This is a genomic window from Xanthomarina sp. (assembly GCF_035306605.1).
In the GTDB taxonomy this organism is placed as follows: domain Bacteria; phylum Bacteroidota; class Bacteroidia; order Flavobacteriales; family Flavobacteriaceae; genus Xanthomarina.
In genome coordinates this window covers 14617-32456 of sequence record NZ_DATGNR010000056.1, presented here as the reverse complement: position 1 = coordinate 32456, position 17840 = coordinate 14617, and the positions used below count along the sequence as shown (strand labels likewise).

Here is a 17840-nt window from a genome sequence, read left to right as displayed (position 1 = left end):
CAAATATAAACATTAGTCGATAATAAGATACATTTTGTCGGTAAAACACTATTTTAAAAATATGCTAAAATTAACACAATGAACTATACACTCTGTTTATCAGCAAATTAAACATTGTTGTTTTAATATAAATAAATTTACCAACAAGATTTAAACCTCGGTTGGATTTAACTCCTTAGTAGCATGGAAGTAAAAGAGTAAAAACGCACTTAATTCAAGTACTACTGCGCTATAGCGAATTTGGAGCATTTCGCCAGATAGGTAGAAGTAGCCAATTAATAAAAACTCGGAAAATGTGATGGTTAAACACGCAAAAAACAATAGCAACGTCTTACTACTTTCATTTATAATATAGTTTAAAAAGGACAAACTTAAAATAGCCAACAGAAAAACATTATACATCTGCTCCATGGCCTGAACCATTATTAAATGATTTGTTTCAAATAAAATAGGATTAATTATAATAACCATAACATACATCATGTACACATTAAGTAAGGTTAATACAATTAAATGAATGGGTAGTTTTTTTATAATGAACGTAAAACTCATTGTTTTCGCCATTTCCAACAACAAAAAGAGATAGGACAACATATACAAGGCATTGCAAACGAAATAAACAGCTTCATTAAAACTTTCCTGATCAAAAAAATTAATAAGATCTGCTATCGAATAGACAAGCATAAATAAACTAAAGAGCAATGATTTTCTTTTCTCCTTTATAAAGTAGAAAACAGTAATAATTGGTGCAATCAGCATTTCAACATAAATGCCCTCAATAAAGGATAAGAAATCAAAAAAAGAAAAGCCCAAAACATGGTTTACCATAATACACTTTTAACCCTAAAGTCCTTTTAATCAAAATATGATATAATTAATTGATGAAAAAGAACCTATTATCGAGCTCTAATTCTCCTGAATTGCTCCTATGAAACCATACTTAAAAAATCTTGTTCGCTTATAATAGAAACTCCTAACTGTTCGGCTTTTGTTTTTTTACTTGGTCCCATATTGTCTCCTGCAACAACATAATTGGTCTTTCCAGATATAGAAGAAGATACTTTTCCTCCGTTGTCTTCTATAAGTTTTTTAAGTTCATCTCTAGAAACTGTATGAAACACCCCTGAAACAACAAAAATATTGCCTGCCAATCTATTAGTTTGACTAGCTAATTTTTCTGCAGAAATTTCTAACTGAACACCGAAATTTTTTAATCTTTCAATAGTTCCCTTGTTGGAATCAGCATTAAAAAACTCGATAACACTTTCTGCTATTTTAACTCCAATTTCATCCACATTTATTAAATCGTCATGTGAAGCTACAGCTAAGGCATCAATACTTTTATAGTGCTTGGCTAATTTTTTCGCTACAGTTTCTCCAACATATCTAATACCTAAAGCATATAAAACTCTCTCAAATGGAATTTGTTTAGATTGCTCTATTCCATTAATTAAATTATCCGCACTTTTTTCAGCCATCCGTTCTAAAGGCAAAACTTGATCTTTAGTCAATTCATATAAATCCGAATAATTGTCTATCAAACCTTCGTTTACTAATAAGGCAACCGTTTCTCCCCCCAGCCCTTCAATATCCATGGCTTTTCTGGATATAAAATGTTGAATCCTACCAATAATTTGCGGCTTACATCCATTATAATTTGGACAATAATGTTGAGCCTCTCCTTCTGTTCTCACCAATTTTGTTTGGCATTCCGGACAATTCTCAATGTATTGTGTAGGTTGAGAGTTTTCTGGTCGTTTGCTAAAATCTACAGCTATAATTTTAGGAATTATCTCTCCTCCCTTTTCAACAAAAACCTCATCTCCAACACGAATATCCAATTTCTCTATTTGATCTGCATTATGCAAAGAAGCTCTTTTTACAGTTGTTCCAGCTAATTCTACAGGTTCTAAATTAGCTACAGGAGTTATAGCTCCTGTCCTTCCCACTTGGTAACTTATGCTATTTAATTTGGTAGAAACTTGTTCGGCTTTAAACTTATAAGCAATTGCCCAACGTGGTGCTTTTGCTGTATATCCTAATTCTTCTTGCTGCTGCAAGTTATTCACCTTAACAACCACACCATCTGTTTCGTAAGGCAAATGATGTCGGTGTGTATCCCAATAATTTATAAAGTCTAAAACTTCATCTATGGAATTTACAAGCTTAGCTGCTTGTGGCACCTTAAATCCCCATTCTCTAGCCTTTTCTAAACTTTCAAATTGGGTGTTTATATTTAAATTATTTCCTACAATACTGTAAAGCAAACACTCTAATGGCCTTTTTGCCACTTCACTGCTATCTTGAAGTTTCAAACTTCCAGAAGCCGTATTTCTTGGATTTCTATATGGTTCTTCTCCTATTTCTATTCGCTCTTCGTTCATTTTATTGAAACCTTCAAACGGAAGTACAATTTCACCACGAATGTCAAATTTCTCAGGAAAATCGCCTTTCAATCTTAAAGGCACAGATTTAATGGTTTTAACATTAGCTGTTACATTATCACCTTGAACTCCATCGCCTCTAGTTACAGCTTTTATAAGATTTCCATTTTCATAAGTTAGACTAATGGAGGCTCCATCGTATTTTAATTCGCATGTAAATTGTAATGGACCATCTACCAGCTTTTTAATTCTAGTTTCCCAATCCAACAAATCTTCTTTAGAATATGAATTATCCAAAGAATACATTCGTTGTTCATGAACAATGGTTTCGAAATTTTTAGTTATTTCACCACCAACCCTTTGACTTGGAGAATTCGCATCGAAAAACTCTGGATGCTGCTCTTCTAAAGCAATAAGCTGATTGAGCTTGACATCAAAATCATAATCGGAAATAATTGGATTATCCAATACATAATAATTGTAATTATGTTTATTAAGTTCTTCTCGTAATTGTAAAATTTGTTCTTTGATAGTCATCGATTAAAAATTCTTTGCGCCTTTTAACATGCGGTTATTTCCAAAAACATCCAGTTTTAACTCTAAATCAGCAAAGTTTTTATCTTGTAACAATTGCTTGGTTTCTTTTCCAAGGTATTGATTAATTTCGAAAAACAACAAGCCATTTTCTGTCAAATTATCAACAGCAAAATCTGCAATGGCATTATAAAACTGCAACGGCTTATCATCTTCAACAAACAAGGCTAAATGTGGTTCGTATTTTAAAACGTTGTTCTTTATTTCTATTTTTTCTAAGTTTCTTACATAAGGTGGATTAGACACGATAATGTCGAACTTCAAATTCTTAAATTCTAAATCCCAAGAAGCTTCATTTAGGATATCAACTTTATAAAAGCTCACATCAACTTTATTCAATTCTGCATTAAGTTTAGCCACTTTTAAAGCTTCCCCACTAACATCTACAGCATAAACTTTTGCATTTGGAATGTTTTTAGCCAAAGAAATAGCTATACATCCAGTTCCTGTGCCTATATCTAAAATATTAATTGGTTTAATTTCTTCTCTCATACTCATAGTATGCACAATCCATTCAACAAGTTCTTCTGTTTCTGGTCTAGGGATTAAGGTGTTTTCATTCACCTTAAAAGGCAAACCAAAAAACTCTGTTTCCTTAATAATATATTGAATAGGTTCCTGCAGCTTCAATCTACTCAAAGCATCAAACAAAGGCTGTTCCTCTTCTTTAGAAATCGTTAACTCTGGATTTAAAACCAAAGCTATTCTGTTGAGTTTTAAATAATGTGAAATTAATATATTAAAAAAGCTACCGACTTCATTAACACCAAAAATGACATCTAATTCTTTATGAAAAATGCTTTGAATATCTTTTAATCTCATAATTCTTTTATCATCCAAACATTACAGGAATAATGGCCCGTATTTCCCATTGGTTTATCAAGGGTTTCAAATCCTACTTTAGTATATAGTTTTCGTGCAGCATCCATATATGGCAAAGTTTCTAAATAACATTTTTTATAGCCAAATGCTTTAGCGTTTTCTAAACATTTCTTCATCAGTTCCTCACCCAAACCCATACCTCTAACTTCTGTTAAAAAATACATTTTTTGAAGCTCGCAAATGTGCTCCTCCAAACCAACCAATGGAGCAACCCCTGCTCCACCTAAAATCTTTCCTTCGCGTTCAATTACAAAATAAGCAGACCGCTCCCTATTATAGGTTTTTGCCATATCATCCAAGGAAACATCTTCATAAGCAGTGCCAACTTTAGGGGCACCAAATTCAACTAAAACATCTCGAATAACTTGTGCTATTTGCTTATTATCAGCTTTGGATATTTCTCTAATAACAATATTATTATTGCTCACTTTATTGTGTTATTTTTACACTGAAATTTCTCGGGATGAAGATACATGAAAAATACCTAAAACGCTGTATTGAAATTGCTAAAAATGGGCTTGGAAGTACAGCTCCAAATCCGATGGTTGGTAGTGTTATTGTGTATAATAATGAAATTATTGGTGAAGGGTTTACGAGTAAATATGGAGGAAAACATGCCGAAGTAAATGCTATTGAATCCGTTAAAGATAAATCCGTTTTAAGTAAAGCTACACTTTATGTAACCTTAGAACCTTGCAGCCACTTTGGAAAAACTCCTCCTTGCAGCGATTTAATAATCAAACACAAAATTCCAATTGTAGTTATTGGAACTACAGATACACATAGTCAAGTAGCGGGAAAAGGAATTGAAAAATTGAAAGCCTCCGGATGTCAAGTTCAGGTTGGAGTCTTGGAAGAAGAATGTAAAGAACATCATAAACGATTTTTTACTTTTCACAATAAAAAACGTCCATATATCATTTTAAAATGGGCAGAAACCGAAGACGGATTTATTGCTCCTGAAACTAAAAATGAACAAAAACCTGTTTGGATTACAAACGAATATTCTAGACAATTAGTACACAAATGGCGAGCTGAAGAACAAGCTATTTTAGTTGGAACCAAAACAGTACTAGAAGATAACCCTAGTTTAACTGTAAGAGATTGGACCGGAAGAAACCCTATTCGAGTGGTTTTAGACAAAACGAACAAGCTTTCAAAAGAATTTCATGTTTTTAATAATAAAGTTGATACCCTTATTATTTCTGAAGATGAGATAGACTTCTCTCTGAATCTAGCTGCTGAAATTTGTAAATTTTTACACAAAAAAAACGTGCAGTCAATAATTATTGAAGGTGGCAGTCAAACCCTTCAAACCTTTATAAATGAAAATCTTTGGGATGAAGCTAGAGTTTTTACAGGAAAAACACACTTTGAAAAAGGTGTGAAAGCACCAACATTTAAAGGGAAATTAGTTCAAGAATCATTTATTTTAGACGACGTTTTAAAAACTTATATAAATCCATAACTACAAAAACACCTTTAGATTTTCACCTGAATAAGAATCGAAAAGACAAAATACAATTATGATTAAAACCTTAATATTTGATTTTGGAGATGTCTTTATCAACTTAGATAAAGAAGGCGCCATGAATCATGCCCTTGATATATTTAAATTAGAATCTCTGTCTGATGAAATGATTGCGTTTAATAGCTTTTACGAACAAGGCTTAATTTCAACAGAAGAGTTTTTAGAGTTTTATTTAGAAAACTTCCCTGATTTAACAGAAGACCAAATCCTTTATGCCTGGAATTGTATTATAAAAGATTTCCCTGAACATAGATTGGAGTTTGTGAAAAAGTTAGCTTCAGAAAAAAAACACCAACTAATTTTATTGAGTAATACCAACACACTTCATATCGATTTAATAAAAAAAGAAGTACCTTTTTACGAAGATTTTAAAAATTGTTTTGATGTGTTTTATCTCTCACATGAAATCAAACTTAGAAAACCGAATGCAGATATTTATCAGTTTGTTCTAACAGAAAACAACTTACACCCAGAAAACTGTTTGTTTATAGATGATACTGAAGAAAACACTCTAGCAGCAGCTAAATTAGGTATACACACCTGGAACATCAATCCAAAAACGGAAGATGTAACCAACTTATTTACCGTTAAAAAAGACCTCTTTTGATAGACTTATTATTAAGTATACTAGCCTCTACGTTAATATTTTTAATCTTCAAATTATTTGATAGATTTAAAATTAACACACTTCAAGCTATCGTATTTAATTACATAACCGCTTGTTTATGTGGTCTTATAATTTCTAAAAACAATTTCAACTCTCAAGAAATCATCCATTCTCAATGGTTTTTTGGAGCCTTTGCTTTGGGCTTCTTATTTATAAGTATATTCAGTGCTATGGCAATTACTTCACAACGGAATGGCTTATCAGTTGCTTCGGTTGCCACCAAAATGAGCGTGATTATCCCTATAATATTCGGTATTTACGTATACAATGAAAGTACCGGGTTTCAAAAACTCCTAGGTATTCTATTCGCTTTGGTTGCCGTATATTTTGTCTCGGTTAAAAAAAACACGCGATTTAACTTTAAAAGCAACCTCATGTTTCCCATTATTATATTTTTAGGTTCTGGGACAATTGATACCTCGATAAAATATATAGAAACCACTTATATTGAAGATGGAGGAATTCCGCTATTTTCGGCAACCATCTTCTTTTTTGCAGCATGTATAGGACTTGGTGTTCTTTTTATAAAAATGATTAAAAAAGAATTCAAATTTAATCCGCTTAGTATTGTTGGCGGCATTGTATTAGGAATTGTTAATTATTCTTCCATCTATTTTATTTTAAAAGCACTAAATCACGAATCGTTAGAGAGTTCAACCATTTTCACCATTAATAATGTGGCTATAGTTATGTTTACTTCCATAGTTGGACTGCTATTTTTTAAAGAAAATCTTTCTTTAAAAAATTGGATTGGGGTTGGACTTGCTATTATTTCAATCTTATTAGTAACTTTGGCTTAATGGATAAAAAAGACACGTACAAAACAATAAACAAACCTTCAAACGAAGTTCTATTTAAAGAGAAAAACAGTAAGTTTTTCGGGTATGCCTTTCCTGTTTTAAATGAAGATCAAGTAAAAGTACATCTGGAAGAATTAAAAAAACAACATCATTCAGCTAGACATTGGTGCTATGCCTATCAATTAGGAACAGATCAAAACAACCTTCAGTTTAGAGCAAATGATGATGGGGAACCAAATAATAGTGCCGGAATGCCTATTTATGGACAAATCCAATCCTTTGAAGTTACAAATGTTTTAATTGTTGTAGTTAGGTATTTTGGAGGAGTAAAACTTGGCGTTGGAGGCTTGATATCTGCTTATAAAACAACAGCTCAAATGGCTTTAGAAGAATCTAAAATTGTAAGCAAAACTATTAACAAACGCTTTGAAATACGTTTTGATTACAAAAACATGAATAAGGTTATGCGCTTAATAAAAGAACAGAATCTCAAAATTGTTAATCAAACTTTAGAGTTAGATTGCAAAATTGAAATTTCTGTTAGATTAAAAGAAGTAACAAAAACCGTAGAAAGTTTTCAATCAATTTTTGAAGTTGAAATAAAAGAACTAGAAACCTAATGTATTAATTTCTCAAAAATATAATCAGGACATTTTATAGGTCTTTTAGTTTTCATGTCTATAAATGCCAAAACAGTTGTTGCGGTTACTAACAATTCCCCTGCTTCATTCGTAATTTCATATTCAAATTCTATCCTAACAGATGGCTCTTTTTTCAGCAGAGTTTTTACCTTAATAACCTCATCGTAAAGGGCTGATTTCTTATAATTCAAACTCATGGACACTACCGGTAGCATAACACCATCATCCTCCATTTCTTTATACGAAATCCCCTTCTTTCTAAGCCACTCAGTACGGCCCATCTCTAGGTATAATGCGTAATTTGCGTGATGAACCACTCCCATCTGGTCGGTTTCACCATATCTAACTCTAATTGGTAATTCATCGAAATTCATACAAGTCTTTAATATATTTTTCGTAGTTTAGGCAAAGCATTAAACATGGGAATAATTTTGTTCATATTCAATAGCAATTGATTTTTTTTTTCAGAATTTTGTTCACATATTTGTCAAACTATTAAATCAGCCAGAGAATTCGACTCTGTTTATTAATTAATCTATAAATCTTTTATATTATAATGAGTGTAACTGCGCAATCGGTTTGGAAAAATTGTCTTGAATTTATAAAGGATAACATTCAGCCGCAAGCATACAAAACATGGTTTGAACCAATTATAGCAGTGAAGCTTACTGATAAATCTTTGAGCATACAAGTGCCTAGTAAATTCTTTTATGAATGGCTCGAAGAACATTATGTTAAAATCTTAAAAGTAGCTTTAACCAAAGAATTAGGAGAGACTGCCAAACTTGTTTACATTATTAGAATGGAAAACACTTACGGTAACAAGCAACCATTTACAGAAAAAATCCCTAGTTCAAATCGCTCAGCTGTTAAAGCACAAGATGTCGATATTCCACTAAACAATAAAAGCCCTGAATTATTAAATCCATTTATAATTCCAGGTATTCGAAATGTAAAGATCGAGTCACAACTTAACCCTAATTACAGTTTTGAGAATTTCCTAGAAGGAGATTCAAATCGGCTGGCAAGAAGTGCTGGATTGGCTGTTTCATCAAAACCAGGAGGAACTTCATTTAACCCTTTATTAATTTTTGGAGGGGTTGGTTTAGGGAAAACTCACTTAGCACACGCGATTGGTGTTGACATAAAAGATAAATATCCAGAAAAAACAGTACTATATATTTCTGCTGAAAAGTTTACGCAACAATATATAGACTCGGTAAAGAAAAATAATAGAAACGATTTTATTCATTTCTATCAAATAATAGATGTCTTAATTATTGATGATGTACAATTCCTTTCTGGAAAAACAGGTACTCAAGATGTCTTTTTCCATATTTTCAATCATTTACATCAAAATGGGAAGCAGGTTATTCTAACAAGTGACAAAGCTCCTGTTGACATGCAAGACATTGAACAACGTTTATTATCTAGATTTAAATGGGGCCTTTCGGCTGAATTACAAAGCCCTGATTTTGAAACACGAGTATCAATTTTAAAAAACAAATTATATCGTGATGGTGTTGAAATGCCTGAAGATATTATTGAATATGTTGCGAAAAATATCAAAAGCAACATTCGCGAACTAGAAGGTGCCATTATTTCGTTAATTGCTCAGTCGTCTTTCAATAAGAAAGAAATTACCATAGATTTAGCTAAACAAGTAGTTGAGAAGTTTGTAAAAAACACAAAACGCGAGGTTTCTATAGATTATATTCAAAAAGTAGTTTCAGATTATTTCCAAATGGATATCGATACACTTCAGTCTAAAACTAGAAAACGTCATATTGTTCAAGCTAGGCAATTGGCCATGTTTTTTGCTAAAAAACTCACCAAAGCTTCGTTAGCTAGTATTGGATCGCAAATTGGAAAAAGAGATCACGCCACTGTACTACACGCATGTAAAACAGTCGATAACCTTTCAACAACCGATAAGCAGTTTAGAAAATACGTTGATGACCTTTCAAAAAAGCTAGCTGTTTAATTAAATAATTTCCGGGTTTTTCGGAGAGTAAATTATGATAAAAATTCTAATGGTTTGTTTAGGTAATATTTGCCGTTCCCCATTAGCTGAAGGCATTTTACAATCCAAACTTCCTAAAGACAAGTTTTTTATAGATTCAGCTGGGACTGGAAATTACCATGTTGGTGATCCTCCAGACCCTAGATCTGTAAAAATAGCAAAGAAGTATGGTCTAGATATATCAAATCAAAGAGGAAGACAGTTTACTACCTCCGATTTTGATAAATTCGATTACATATATGTTATGGACAGTTCAAATTATCAAAACGTTATACGTTTAGCTAGAAATGAACAAGATATAGCTAAGGTTAAAATGATTCTTAACGAGATATACAAAAATCAAGACTACGATGTACCTGACCCATACACTGGAGGGATTCAAGGATTTGAAAGCACCTATAAAATGTTGGATGAAGCTTGCCAAGAAATAGCAAACAAAATCCTTAACTAAATGATTTTGAGTGTTTTCTAATTTTAGTTTGTTTTTTTTCGTACTTTGTAATATAATTTTATCAAGATGAAAAACAGAACTAAACTCTTCGCTATTTTACTATTTCCTTACTTTCTTTTTGCTCAAGATATTGAATTAAATGAAATTGCTTCAGGTTTTAGTAGTCCTTTAGATCTAAAACATGCCGGAGACAACAGGTTGTTTGTTGTAGAGCGTGGTGGTTTAATTAAAATTATTAATCCAGATGGAACTATAAACGAAACACCTTTTCTAGATATAGAATCACGAGTTTTAAGTGGTGGAGAACAAGGTTTATTAGGCCTAGCCTTTCATCCACAATACCAATCGAACGGAATTTTATTTTTAAACTACACTAACAATAGCGGCAATACTGTTGTAGCAAAATATGTTGCAAATCCTCCAGGTTCCAATACCGTTAGTTCTTGTACAGAAGAAATTTTATTTACCGTGGATCAACCCTACAACAATCATAATGGCGGTAATTTAATATTTGGAAACGATGGGTATCTATATATTGGACTAGGAGATGGAGGAAGTAGCGGAGACCCTCAAAACAGGGCACAGAACCTAACTACTCTATTAGGAAAAATGCTACGGATAGATGTAAATAATCCTCAAAATGGTAACAATTATGGCATTCCTACCGACAACCCATACCCTAATACAGAAAACCCAAATGCATTACCGGAAATTTGGGCCTATGGATTAAGAAACCCATGGAGATTTTCATTTGATAGCCAAACCCAAAATCTTTGGATAGCTGATGTAGGTCAGGGAGAAATTGAAGAAATTAATATGGTTTCAGGTACTCAAGCAGGATTAAACTATGGTTGGCCTTGTTTTGAAGGAGATCAACCTTATAATACTTCAGGTAATTGTCCAAATAACTCAGAATTAACCTTTCCAATTGCACAATATACACATTCCAATAGCGGTAATTTTAAATGCTCGATAACTGGTGGATATGTATATAGGGGAACCCAACAACCAAATCTAAATGGTTGGTATTTATTTGCTGATTACTGCAGCAATGAAATTGGTATTCTTAAAAATGAAAATGGTAATTGGAACATGTCTTTTACAGAGCCCTACCCAGGAAATGGATGGACAACATTTGGCGAAGATGTTAATGGTGAATTATATATTGTTGGGATTAATTCTGGATCTGTTTATAAAATTTCAGATCCAAACCTAAGTATTGCAGAAAGTTCTATTTGGGAAGTGAGTATTTATCCAAACCCTACAGACAACGTGTTTACCATTAAAAGCATAAATACTCAGATTTTAATTGAAACCATAAACATTTACAATCTACAAGGGAAGCTAATACAATCAATTTCTATGTCCCAAGCTCCTGAAATTCAAGTAAAAACTAAAAGTTTAGCAAAAGGCCTATATTTAACCGAAATTATTTCCTCAACAGGACTTAAAAAAAACCATAAACTTATTATTAAATAAATTTCAATTAATGACCAACCAAATCGGAAAACTCTATTTAATTCCCACTACTCTAGGAGAAACAGCTCCTTTGGAAGTACTACCTATATCCGTTAAAAAGATTATTGAAGAAGTAGATATTTATATTGTTGAAAATGAAAAAACGGCTAGACGTTTCATAAAACATATCAAACCTGGAAAAAAACAGTCCAGCTTGACCATGTTCCATTTAAATAAATTCACAGATGTTACAGAGCTACCAAGCTATTTAGACCCTTGTTTACATGGTAAGAATGTTGGTTTGTTATCTGAAGCTGGTTGCCCGGCCATAGCAGATCCAGGAGCTGACGTAGTGAAACTAGCACATCAAAAAAACATAAGAGTCGTGCCTTTAGTTGGACCTTCATCTATAATTATGGCTCAAATGAGTTCTGGTATGAATGGACAGAGTTTTGCTTTTAATGGATATTTACCCATCGATAAAGATGATAGAAAGAAAGAATTAAAACGATTGGAGCAACTTTCCTATAGTCATAACCAATCACAATCATTTATAGAAACGCCATATAGAAATAATAAGCTACTAGAAGACATTTGCAGTACCTTAAATGATCAAACTATGGTTTGTGTGTCTTGCGACATTACTTTGCCAACAGAGTTCATTAAAACTCAAAGTGTAAAGGAATGGAGAAAAAATAGCGTAGACCTACATAAAAGACCAACGCTATTTATTATTCATAAAGACTAATGCCTAAGCCGAGTGTTTTACCTTGGCTTTTTTATTTGGCTCAATCTTCGAGGTATCATAACCTGAGAATTTTTTAATGTAATAAGCTACTGAAGTCCCGTATGCATCAGAAAAACTGTCTGCTCCATAACTTCTTAAATACTTTTTTACATTTCCAGGTCCGGCTAAATGGGCTGCTGCTAAAATGCCTGACTCTGTAATTTTTGTCCCGTTAATTATTTTCCCAGAAAAACGCTTAATGTCTTTCCTTAAAACCCATTTGTTACGTTCAGCATTAGCTATAAATGCCTTTTCTTGTAATTCTGGATTACTTAAAAAGTGAACAGGATTGTGGATTCCTATCAATTTTAATGTTTCCTTTCCAAATTGATACTTCCCTAAATACCCTAAAGTATTCACCGTAAAATAATCTCCTCCAGACTCTTTAAAGCCTAAGGCTTCTTTGAAGCCTACAAAAGATTTTCCTAAAGTTGGTGAAAATGGTACGTGAGGTTCCTTGATTGGAAACAAGTTGTCTTGAGAAACTTCTCCATGATTGTCATTATTCAATGCATATCTTGGTGATGTATAACTTTTCTCTTTAACCGATTTATTCATATAAATCGATCCAACAACTAAGAAACATATTGTAAGTGATAAGACTAAGTAACTTCCAATATTTTTTATCATATTTTTAAATTTCTTCAGTAAATATCTATAAGATAGTTACTTGAAAATTTCAGTTGGCAAAGATAGAACAATTTTTTAATATCTGAAAGTTAATCGATTAAGTGTTCCTAAAAGTAGATTCCGTGTAGCTTAACGCCTTTTTTATCGGTGAACTCCACCGTTGGAAATGGCATTTTAACTACATTAAAAACATCAAAAAACGTCCTTAATACGTGTGAATTAGTTTTAATTCTAGTTAAATCCAAATCTAAACTCAAATAATATTGTCGGTAAGGATTTGAATGAACAATGGGAGTATCTGTAGTATTATTTGTACCAGAAACCATCCCTTCTGCACCATAACCAATAGCTATATTTAGCCATTTAGGAATTTTACTGTCCTTAAAAAAACTGTGTAAATTAAAACTTAACCAATAGGTTTGACCATTATAGTCCTTTAAAAACTCTTCGGAAAGCCCATTTCCTAATTTATCAGGATTTTGTTGGGCATATTCTGTTCTATGAAAGGAATATTTTAGAGTAATCCTTTGTTCCTTCCAAAGCAATTCCTGCCCTACAAACAATCCCGTACCCGAAACATTGGCCGCCATATCTCCCCAGGAAAAGCCCCATTCTTCAGAAAAACCATCAAAAACTTCTACAATGGTTAAAAACCCTAGTCCAAGACTAGAACCATAAATTAATTGAGACTTTTGATTATCCCCACTCCATTTTAAAGTGTTGGCCCCTAACCTACTTAATTGATAGGCAGAAAAAGCATGCCCCACTTTGTCCATTTGGAGCCATTCGTTATTATCGTCGAAAGTATGAAAGTTGGACTTTGGATAATTAACGTACCACATCTGGTTTAAGCCTAACAAAGTTAAGCTAGCAATTGAAACTTCAGAAATTACTACAGCGTTCCGTCTAGAAATATTTAAAGTATCGCTCGGTTTTAAAAAGCTATTTATTCCACTTTGGGAAAAAGCTGCAAAGGTGATTAAACACGCTATTATGGAATGTTTAATCTGCATGTACTTTTATTTGTTAATACCTTGTGATGATAAATATCTATGGTATTCAGCGGCATTGGCATTGTGTTGACTAAGAGTTTTGGCAAATTTATGATAACCTAATCTTTTAGCATCAGCCGCAAAATATAAATATGAATGAGTTTCAGGATTCAAAACAGCATCTATAGCACTAATATCTGGCATAGCTATAAGCCCTGGAGGCAAACCTGCATTTTTATAAGTATTGTATGGTGAGTTTATTTCCTTGTGAATATTTAAAACCCTTTTAATAATAGTATTTTTATACTCTGGCAATTGGTATGCTGCAAACTTTAAGGTTGGATCTGCTTGTAAAGGCATACCAATACGCAATCTATTTAAATATACTCCTGCTATTCTTGGTTGCTCGTCAGCTTGCTTAGACTCCTCGTGCACAATGGATGCCAAGGTCATCACTTCCTTTTCGGACAAACCAAGAGCCTTCGCTTTTTCCTTTCTACTGTCATTCCAAAAGCGTTTATATTCTTTTAACATTCTATCTCTAAACTCGCTAGCCGACGTATTCCAGAAAAACTCATAGCTATTTGGTATATACATACCTAATGCTGTGGCATTAGAAAATGAATTGTTGGCAAGAAATTCCTCATCCATCATCACTTCATACAATTTTAAACTGTCTGCTTCAATTTGCATGGAAATCCTTCCTGCAAGTAATTCTAAACTTGGCTGATTATTAAAAGATAATTTTAGAGGCACATTTTTACTTCTAATGGAATTAATAATATCGTTATTATTCATCCCTTTTTTAATAACATATCGGCCTGCCTTGATGTTAGAGATGTATTTTTTTTGTTTGGCAAGAGCATCAAATTTTTCAATATCCTTTAATAAAGGTTTTAACTGTTCCCTTACCTCAGAATAATTGGCATCGGTAGGTATATAAATATAAGCTTGCTCGTTATTAAAAGCTGTGTTGCTAACTAACATAACTCCGTAAATATAGTTTGCAAAGAGACCTGCTACTACTAGACCAATTAAAGCTATGGCAATAAATATTTTTTTAAAATACATTAATTAATTCGTTGAAGTAAATATTCGTTTTTATATGAACCATTTACGTAGGTCCAATCTTTTTTTAATCCAATTATCTCAAAACCATGTTTTGCAAAAAGCTTCAAACTAGCTTCATTATCTTCAGATATATTACAATACAATTGGTGCAGATTTAAATGGGTTTTGCAATAATTAATTAGTAAACCTAAAGCTTCATTGCCAACTCCTTTTTGCCTTTCTGCAGTTTCCTTTATAAGAATTCCAACTCCAGCCCTACTATTTTTGAAATCAAAATCAAACAGGTCTATCATTCCAAGAGCAATATTACTATAATTTGAAATAACCAAACGCAATTGTTTTACTTCATATATATCTTTATGTGCATTTTCTAGATATTCCATAATTAAAAACCTAGAAAATGGTGTTTGTGTATGGCTAATTTCCCAAACAGTTTCGTCGTTTTCTACACTGTGAATAAAGTCTAGGTCTTCAGGTTCCAGAGCTCTTAAATAAATATCCTTTCCTTTTAAAGTTAGCATGTCCAGATTCCTTTAAATACGTTTTCAGCAGGCCCAATAAGCCAAATGTTTCTATACGAGTCCTTGTTTTTTTCAAAAGAAACTTGTAAGTCTCCACCTTCAGTTTTAAGTGTTATCAAGTTTGTATTAGTTTGGCCTATTTCAAACATGGCAAGTGCCACGGCAGTAACTCCCGTTCCACAAGACAAAGTTTCATCTTCTACTCCACGTTCGTATGTTCTAACTTGAAAAATATCTTCTGAAAGTTTTTTTACAAAATTAACATTGGAACCTTCCTCATTATAAGGTTGGCCATATCGGATTTTCGAACCAACTTCTTTTATTGGTAGTTCTTTTAAATTTGATTCTAATTGAACATGATGCGGTGAACCTGTGTTTAAAAACACATAGTGTTGATGATTTTCTATTGAAAGTACATCCTGCATTTGCAATTTTATTAGGTCATTTTCAATAATTGCATGATGCAATCCGTCAATTGCTTCAAAAACTGCTTTATTTTGAACAATCCCTAGATCCTTAGCAAAAGCTGTGATACATCGCCCACCATTACCGCACATGGAACTTTCTTTTCCATCGGAATTGTAATAAACCATTGTAAAATCCAATTCTGGATGATTTTCTAAAAGGATAAGTCCATCGGCGCCTATGCCAAAACGTCTGTCACACAGACTTGCAACTAGTTTGGTATTGTTTTTGTCGAATTGTTGTTGACGATTATCAATCATCACAAAATCGTTCCCAGTTCCTTGATATTTGTAAAAGGTTATTTCCATAAGTCAGGCAAATATAAGAATTAAGACGATTAATCATCTTGTTAAACACTCGTTAAATACGAAGTTAAAAATCGTTAAAAATTAAAAATGAATTAAAGAAAAAATTAATTTTAATCGTAATTGAGCTATAAACCATATAATTCTATTAAATAATGAAAAAGATAACAACTCTAGTTTTAGTTTCTGTTTTAGGTGGAATTATTACACTTTCATCCTACAAACTTTTTATAGAAAAAGACCATACACAAACAACTGTTCAAACAGAGTCTGCCCCTGCAGTTTTTCCTGTGAACAATTATTCAAATTCTAGTTTTATCCCTGAAAACAGTATTGATTTCACTAAAGCTGCTGATAAAACAATTCATACAGTAGTTCATGTTAAAAGCACTTCTATTGGAAATTCTGGGCAGATGACTTTCGAGGATTTATTTTTTGGAAGATCTCCTAAACGTCCACAAATTGGTTCAGGATCAGGTGTGATAATTTCACCAGACGGATATATAATCACAAACAACCACGTTATTGCTGGCTCGAAAGAACTTTCAGTTACTCTAAACGACAATAGCACATACAACGCAGAAATAATAGGTTCAGACGATAAAACAGATATTGCTTTATTAAAAATTGAAACCGAACATGATTTACCTTACACCACATTTGGTGATAGTGATCAAGCTAAAATTGGTGAATGGGTCCTAGCAGTTGGAAACCCTTTTAACCTAACATCCACAGTAACCGCAGGAATTATAAGTGCTAAATCTAGAGATTTAACAGGAGGTAGAAGCACACAGTCCTTTATCCAAACCGACGCTGCAGTAAATCCAGGAAACTCTGGGGGTGCTTTGGTAAATACTCATGGTGATTTAATTGGAATTAACACAGCCATTTCATCGCAAACCGGTTCTTACATTGGTTATTCTTTTGCAGTTCCAAGTAATATTGCTAGAAAGGTTGTTGAAGACATTCTAGAATACGGAAATGTTCAAAAAGGTGTTTTAGGGGTTTCCGGAGGAGCCTTAAATAGTAGTTTTGCTGAAAAATTAAGCTTAGCAGAAACAGAAGGTTTCTATATTGATTCTGTAGAAGAAGAATCAGGAGCCTACAAGGCTGGTCTTAAATCTGGGGATATTATAAAGAAGATTGATCATGTGAAGATTTCAAAATTCTCCGATTTAACAGGATATTTATCTACCAAACGTCCAAATGACGTCGTTAATGTAACAATTTTAAGAAACGGACATATAAAAGAAATGTCTGTAACACTTAATAGAAATCTAACTTATACAATTCCGCAGTTAGGAATTGTAAAAAATGCCACAAAAGCAGAACTCAAAAAATACAAAACGGATAACGGGGTAAAAATTACAAACTTAAGCCAAACCTATTCCAAGTATTTAAGAGCAAATGGCGTTAAAGAAGGAGATATTGTTATTTCTATTAATAATAGTAAAGTCTATAATGTAGATGATGTTCAGGAAATTATAAGTAATAAATCAGATTACGAACCTTTAAGAATAGAACTTATAAACTCTAAAGGTGAAATAGAACGATATAATTTCAAATAAACATTTTAAATAAAATTAACAACAATCCTCTAGTAAACTCTAGAGGATTTTTATTTTTAAAACTGAGTAT

Annotated in this window: 19 protein-coding genes; 9 read left to right on the top strand and 10 right to left on the bottom strand. The window is 32.6% G+C overall.

What is annotated here, in order from left to right; genetic code table 11:
• Positions 1-150: 150 nt before the first annotated feature.
• The 4 genes from VKY41_RS08350 to VKY41_RS08335 form a co-directional block, all read right to left on the bottom strand.
• The gene (locus VKY41_RS08350) at positions 151-828 is read right to left on the bottom strand and encodes a hypothetical protein (RefSeq protein ID WP_500813988.1); all 678 of its coding nucleotides are present in this window, start codon (positions 826-828) and stop codon (positions 151-153) included.
• A 98-nt stretch (positions 829-926) separates the two neighbouring features.
• Entirely contained in the window at positions 927-2921 is a 1995-nt protein-coding gene (gene ligA / locus VKY41_RS08345; protein WP_500813987.1) for an NAD-dependent DNA ligase LigA, read from the bottom strand.
• A 3-nt stretch (positions 2922-2924) separates the two neighbouring features.
• Positions 2925-3800 (bottom strand): peptide chain release factor N(5)-glutamine methyltransferase, encoded by an 876-nt coding sequence (gene prmC / locus VKY41_RS08340; protein ID WP_500813986.1) that lies wholly within the window; start codon positions 3798-3800, stop codon positions 2925-2927.
• Positions 3797-4288, bottom strand: a complete 492-nt coding sequence (locus VKY41_RS08335; protein ID WP_500813985.1) for a GNAT family N-acetyltransferase — start codon at positions 4286-4288, stop codon at positions 3797-3799. The genes prmC and VKY41_RS08335 overlap by 4 nt, the downstream gene beginning before the upstream one ends.
• Positions 4289-4323: 35 nt before the next feature.
• On the opposite strand from VKY41_RS08335, the gene ribD reads away from it, so the two are divergent.
• Genes ribD through VKY41_RS08315 form a run of 4 tightly spaced genes read left to right on the top strand, consistent with a single transcriptional unit; the run spans position 4324 to position 7478 of the window.
• Positions 4324-5328: a bifunctional diaminohydroxyphosphoribosylaminopyrimidine deaminase/5-amino-6-(5-phosphoribosylamino)uracil reductase RibD gene (gene ribD / locus VKY41_RS08330; RefSeq protein WP_500813984.1), complete on the top strand. Its 1005-nt coding sequence runs from the start codon at positions 4324-4326 to the stop codon at positions 5326-5328.
• Between the two features lie 58 nt (positions 5329-5386).
• Positions 5387-5998 (top strand): HAD family hydrolase, encoded by a 612-nt coding sequence (locus VKY41_RS08325; protein ID WP_500813983.1) that lies wholly within the window; start codon positions 5387-5389, stop codon positions 5996-5998.
• A complete protein-coding gene (locus tag VKY41_RS08320; protein ID WP_500813982.1) occupies positions 5995-6858 on the top strand; it encodes an EamA family transporter in 864 nt (287 codons plus the stop codon). Before VKY41_RS08325 ends, VKY41_RS08320 begins: the two co-directional genes overlap by 4 nt.
• Complete coding sequence (locus tag VKY41_RS08315) at positions 6858-7478, top strand: IMPACT family protein (protein ID WP_500813981.1); 621 nt, start codon at positions 6858-6860, stop codon at positions 7476-7478. The genes VKY41_RS08320 and VKY41_RS08315 overlap by 1 nt, the downstream gene beginning before the upstream one ends.
• Here the strand turns inward: VKY41_RS08315 and VKY41_RS08310 are convergent.
• Positions 7475-7873 (bottom strand): acyl-CoA thioesterase, encoded by a 399-nt coding sequence (locus VKY41_RS08310; RefSeq protein WP_500813980.1) that lies wholly within the window; start codon positions 7871-7873, stop codon positions 7475-7477. The two genes, VKY41_RS08315 and VKY41_RS08310, sit on opposite strands and share 4 nt — an antisense overlap.
• A gap of 182 nt (positions 7874-8055) precedes the next feature.
• Here VKY41_RS08310 and dnaA point away from each other — a divergent pair, with 182 nt between their 5' ends.
• From dnaA to VKY41_RS08290, 4 genes are all read left to right on the top strand, one after another.
• Positions 8056-9483, top strand: a complete 1428-nt coding sequence (dnaA, locus tag VKY41_RS08305) for a chromosomal replication initiator protein DnaA (protein WP_500813979.1) — start codon at positions 8056-8058, stop codon at positions 9481-9483.
• A 34-nt stretch (positions 9484-9517) separates the two neighbouring features.
• The gene (locus VKY41_RS08300; protein WP_500813978.1) at positions 9518-9973 is read left to right on the top strand and encodes a low molecular weight protein-tyrosine-phosphatase; all 456 of its coding nucleotides are present in this window, start codon (positions 9518-9520) and stop codon (positions 9971-9973) included.
• 66 nt (positions 9974-10039) lie between these two features.
• Positions 10040-11452, top strand: a complete 1413-nt coding sequence (locus VKY41_RS08295; RefSeq protein WP_500813977.1) for a PQQ-dependent sugar dehydrogenase — start codon at positions 10040-10042, stop codon at positions 11450-11452.
• Positions 11453-11462: 10 nt separating this feature from the next.
• On the top strand, positions 11463-12179 hold the full coding sequence (locus VKY41_RS08290) for an SAM-dependent methyltransferase (RefSeq protein ID WP_500813976.1): 717 nt from the start codon (positions 11463-11465) through the stop codon (positions 12177-12179).
• 3 nt (positions 12180-12182) lie between these two features.
• Here the strand turns inward: VKY41_RS08290 and VKY41_RS08285 are convergent, their stop codons facing one another.
• The 5 genes from VKY41_RS08285 to dapF all read right to left on the bottom strand — a co-directional run bounded on the left by VKY41_RS08285 (position 12183) and on the right by dapF (position 16205).
• Entirely contained in the window at positions 12183-12776 is a 594-nt protein-coding gene (locus VKY41_RS08285; RefSeq protein ID WP_500813975.1) for a peptidoglycan-binding protein LysM, read from the bottom strand.
• A 179-nt stretch (positions 12777-12955) separates the two neighbouring features.
• Entirely contained in the window at positions 12956-13861 is a 906-nt protein-coding gene (locus VKY41_RS08280) for a DUF2279 domain-containing protein (protein ID WP_500813974.1), read from the bottom strand.
• 6 nt (positions 13862-13867) lie between these two features.
• Entirely contained in the window at positions 13868-14911 is a 1044-nt protein-coding gene (gene mltG, locus VKY41_RS08275; protein WP_500813973.1) for an endolytic transglycosylase MltG, read from the bottom strand.
• Positions 14911-15432, bottom strand: coding sequence for a GNAT family N-acetyltransferase (locus VKY41_RS08270; protein ID WP_500813972.1), 522 nt, complete (start codon positions 15430-15432; stop codon positions 14911-14913). The genes mltG and VKY41_RS08270 overlap by 1 nt, the downstream gene beginning before the upstream one ends.
• Positions 15426-16205 (bottom strand): diaminopimelate epimerase, encoded by a 780-nt coding sequence (gene dapF / locus VKY41_RS08265; protein WP_500813971.1) that lies wholly within the window; start codon positions 16203-16205, stop codon positions 15426-15428. The genes VKY41_RS08270 and dapF overlap by 7 nt, the downstream gene beginning before the upstream one ends.
• A 152-nt stretch (positions 16206-16357) precedes the next feature.
• On the opposite strand from dapF, the gene VKY41_RS08260 reads away from it, so the two are divergent.
• On the top strand, positions 16358-17770 hold the full coding sequence (locus VKY41_RS08260) for a trypsin-like peptidase domain-containing protein (RefSeq protein ID WP_500813970.1): 1413 nt from the start codon (positions 16358-16360) through the stop codon (positions 17768-17770).
• Positions 17771-17840 lie beyond the last annotated feature (70 nt).

What these genes read in the sequence shown, in the direction of transcription:
- VKY41_RS08290 (WP_500813976.1), top strand. Translation starts at nt 11,463, where the DNA reads ATGACCAACCAAATCGGAAAACTCTATTTAATTCCCACTACTCTAGGA.
- VKY41_RS08270 (WP_500813972.1), bottom strand. Translation starts at nt 15,432, where the DNA reads ATGCTAACTTTAAAAGGAAAGGATATTTATTTAAGAGCTCTGGAACCT.
- VKY41_RS08285 (WP_500813975.1), bottom strand. Translation starts at nt 12,776, where the DNA reads ATGAATAAATCGGTTAAAGAGAAAAGTTATACATCACCAAGATATGCA.
- dapF (WP_500813971.1), bottom strand. Translation starts at nt 16,205, where the DNA reads ATGGAAATAACCTTTTACAAATATCAAGGAACTGGGAACGATTTTGTG.
- dnaA (WP_500813979.1), top strand. Translation starts at nt 8,056, where the DNA reads ATGAGTGTAACTGCGCAATCGGTTTGGAAAAATTGTCTTGAATTTATA.
- VKY41_RS08300 (WP_500813978.1), top strand. Translation starts at nt 9,518, where the DNA reads ATGATAAAAATTCTAATGGTTTGTTTAGGTAATATTTGCCGTTCCCCA.
- VKY41_RS08295 (WP_500813977.1), top strand. Translation starts at nt 10,040, where the DNA reads ATGAAAAACAGAACTAAACTCTTCGCTATTTTACTATTTCCTTACTTT.
- VKY41_RS08260 (WP_500813970.1), top strand. Translation starts at nt 16,358, where the DNA reads ATGAAAAAGATAACAACTCTAGTTTTAGTTTCTGTTTTAGGTGGAATT.
- VKY41_RS08280 (WP_500813974.1), bottom strand. Translation starts at nt 13,861, where the DNA reads ATGCAGATTAAACATTCCATAATAGCGTGTTTAATCACCTTTGCAGCT.
- mltG (WP_500813973.1), bottom strand. Translation starts at nt 14,911, where the DNA reads ATGTATTTTAAAAAAATATTTATTGCCATAGCTTTAATTGGTCTAGTA.
- ligA (WP_500813987.1), bottom strand. Translation starts at nt 2,921, where the DNA reads ATGACTATCAAAGAACAAATTTTACAATTACGAGAAGAACTTAATAAA.
- VKY41_RS08315 (WP_500813981.1), top strand. Translation starts at nt 6,858, where the DNA reads ATGGATAAAAAAGACACGTACAAAACAATAAACAAACCTTCAAACGAA.
- VKY41_RS08350 (WP_500813988.1), bottom strand. Translation starts at nt 828, where the DNA reads ATGGTAAACCATGTTTTGGGCTTTTCTTTTTTTGATTTCTTATCCTTT.
- ribD (WP_500813984.1), top strand. Translation starts at nt 4,324, where the DNA reads ATGAAGATACATGAAAAATACCTAAAACGCTGTATTGAAATTGCTAAA.
- VKY41_RS08310 (WP_500813980.1), bottom strand. Translation starts at nt 7,873, where the DNA reads ATGAATTTCGATGAATTACCAATTAGAGTTAGATATGGTGAAACCGAC.
- prmC (WP_500813986.1), bottom strand. Translation starts at nt 3,800, where the DNA reads ATGAGATTAAAAGATATTCAAAGCATTTTTCATAAAGAATTAGATGTC.
- VKY41_RS08325 (WP_500813983.1), top strand. Translation starts at nt 5,387, where the DNA reads ATGATTAAAACCTTAATATTTGATTTTGGAGATGTCTTTATCAACTTA.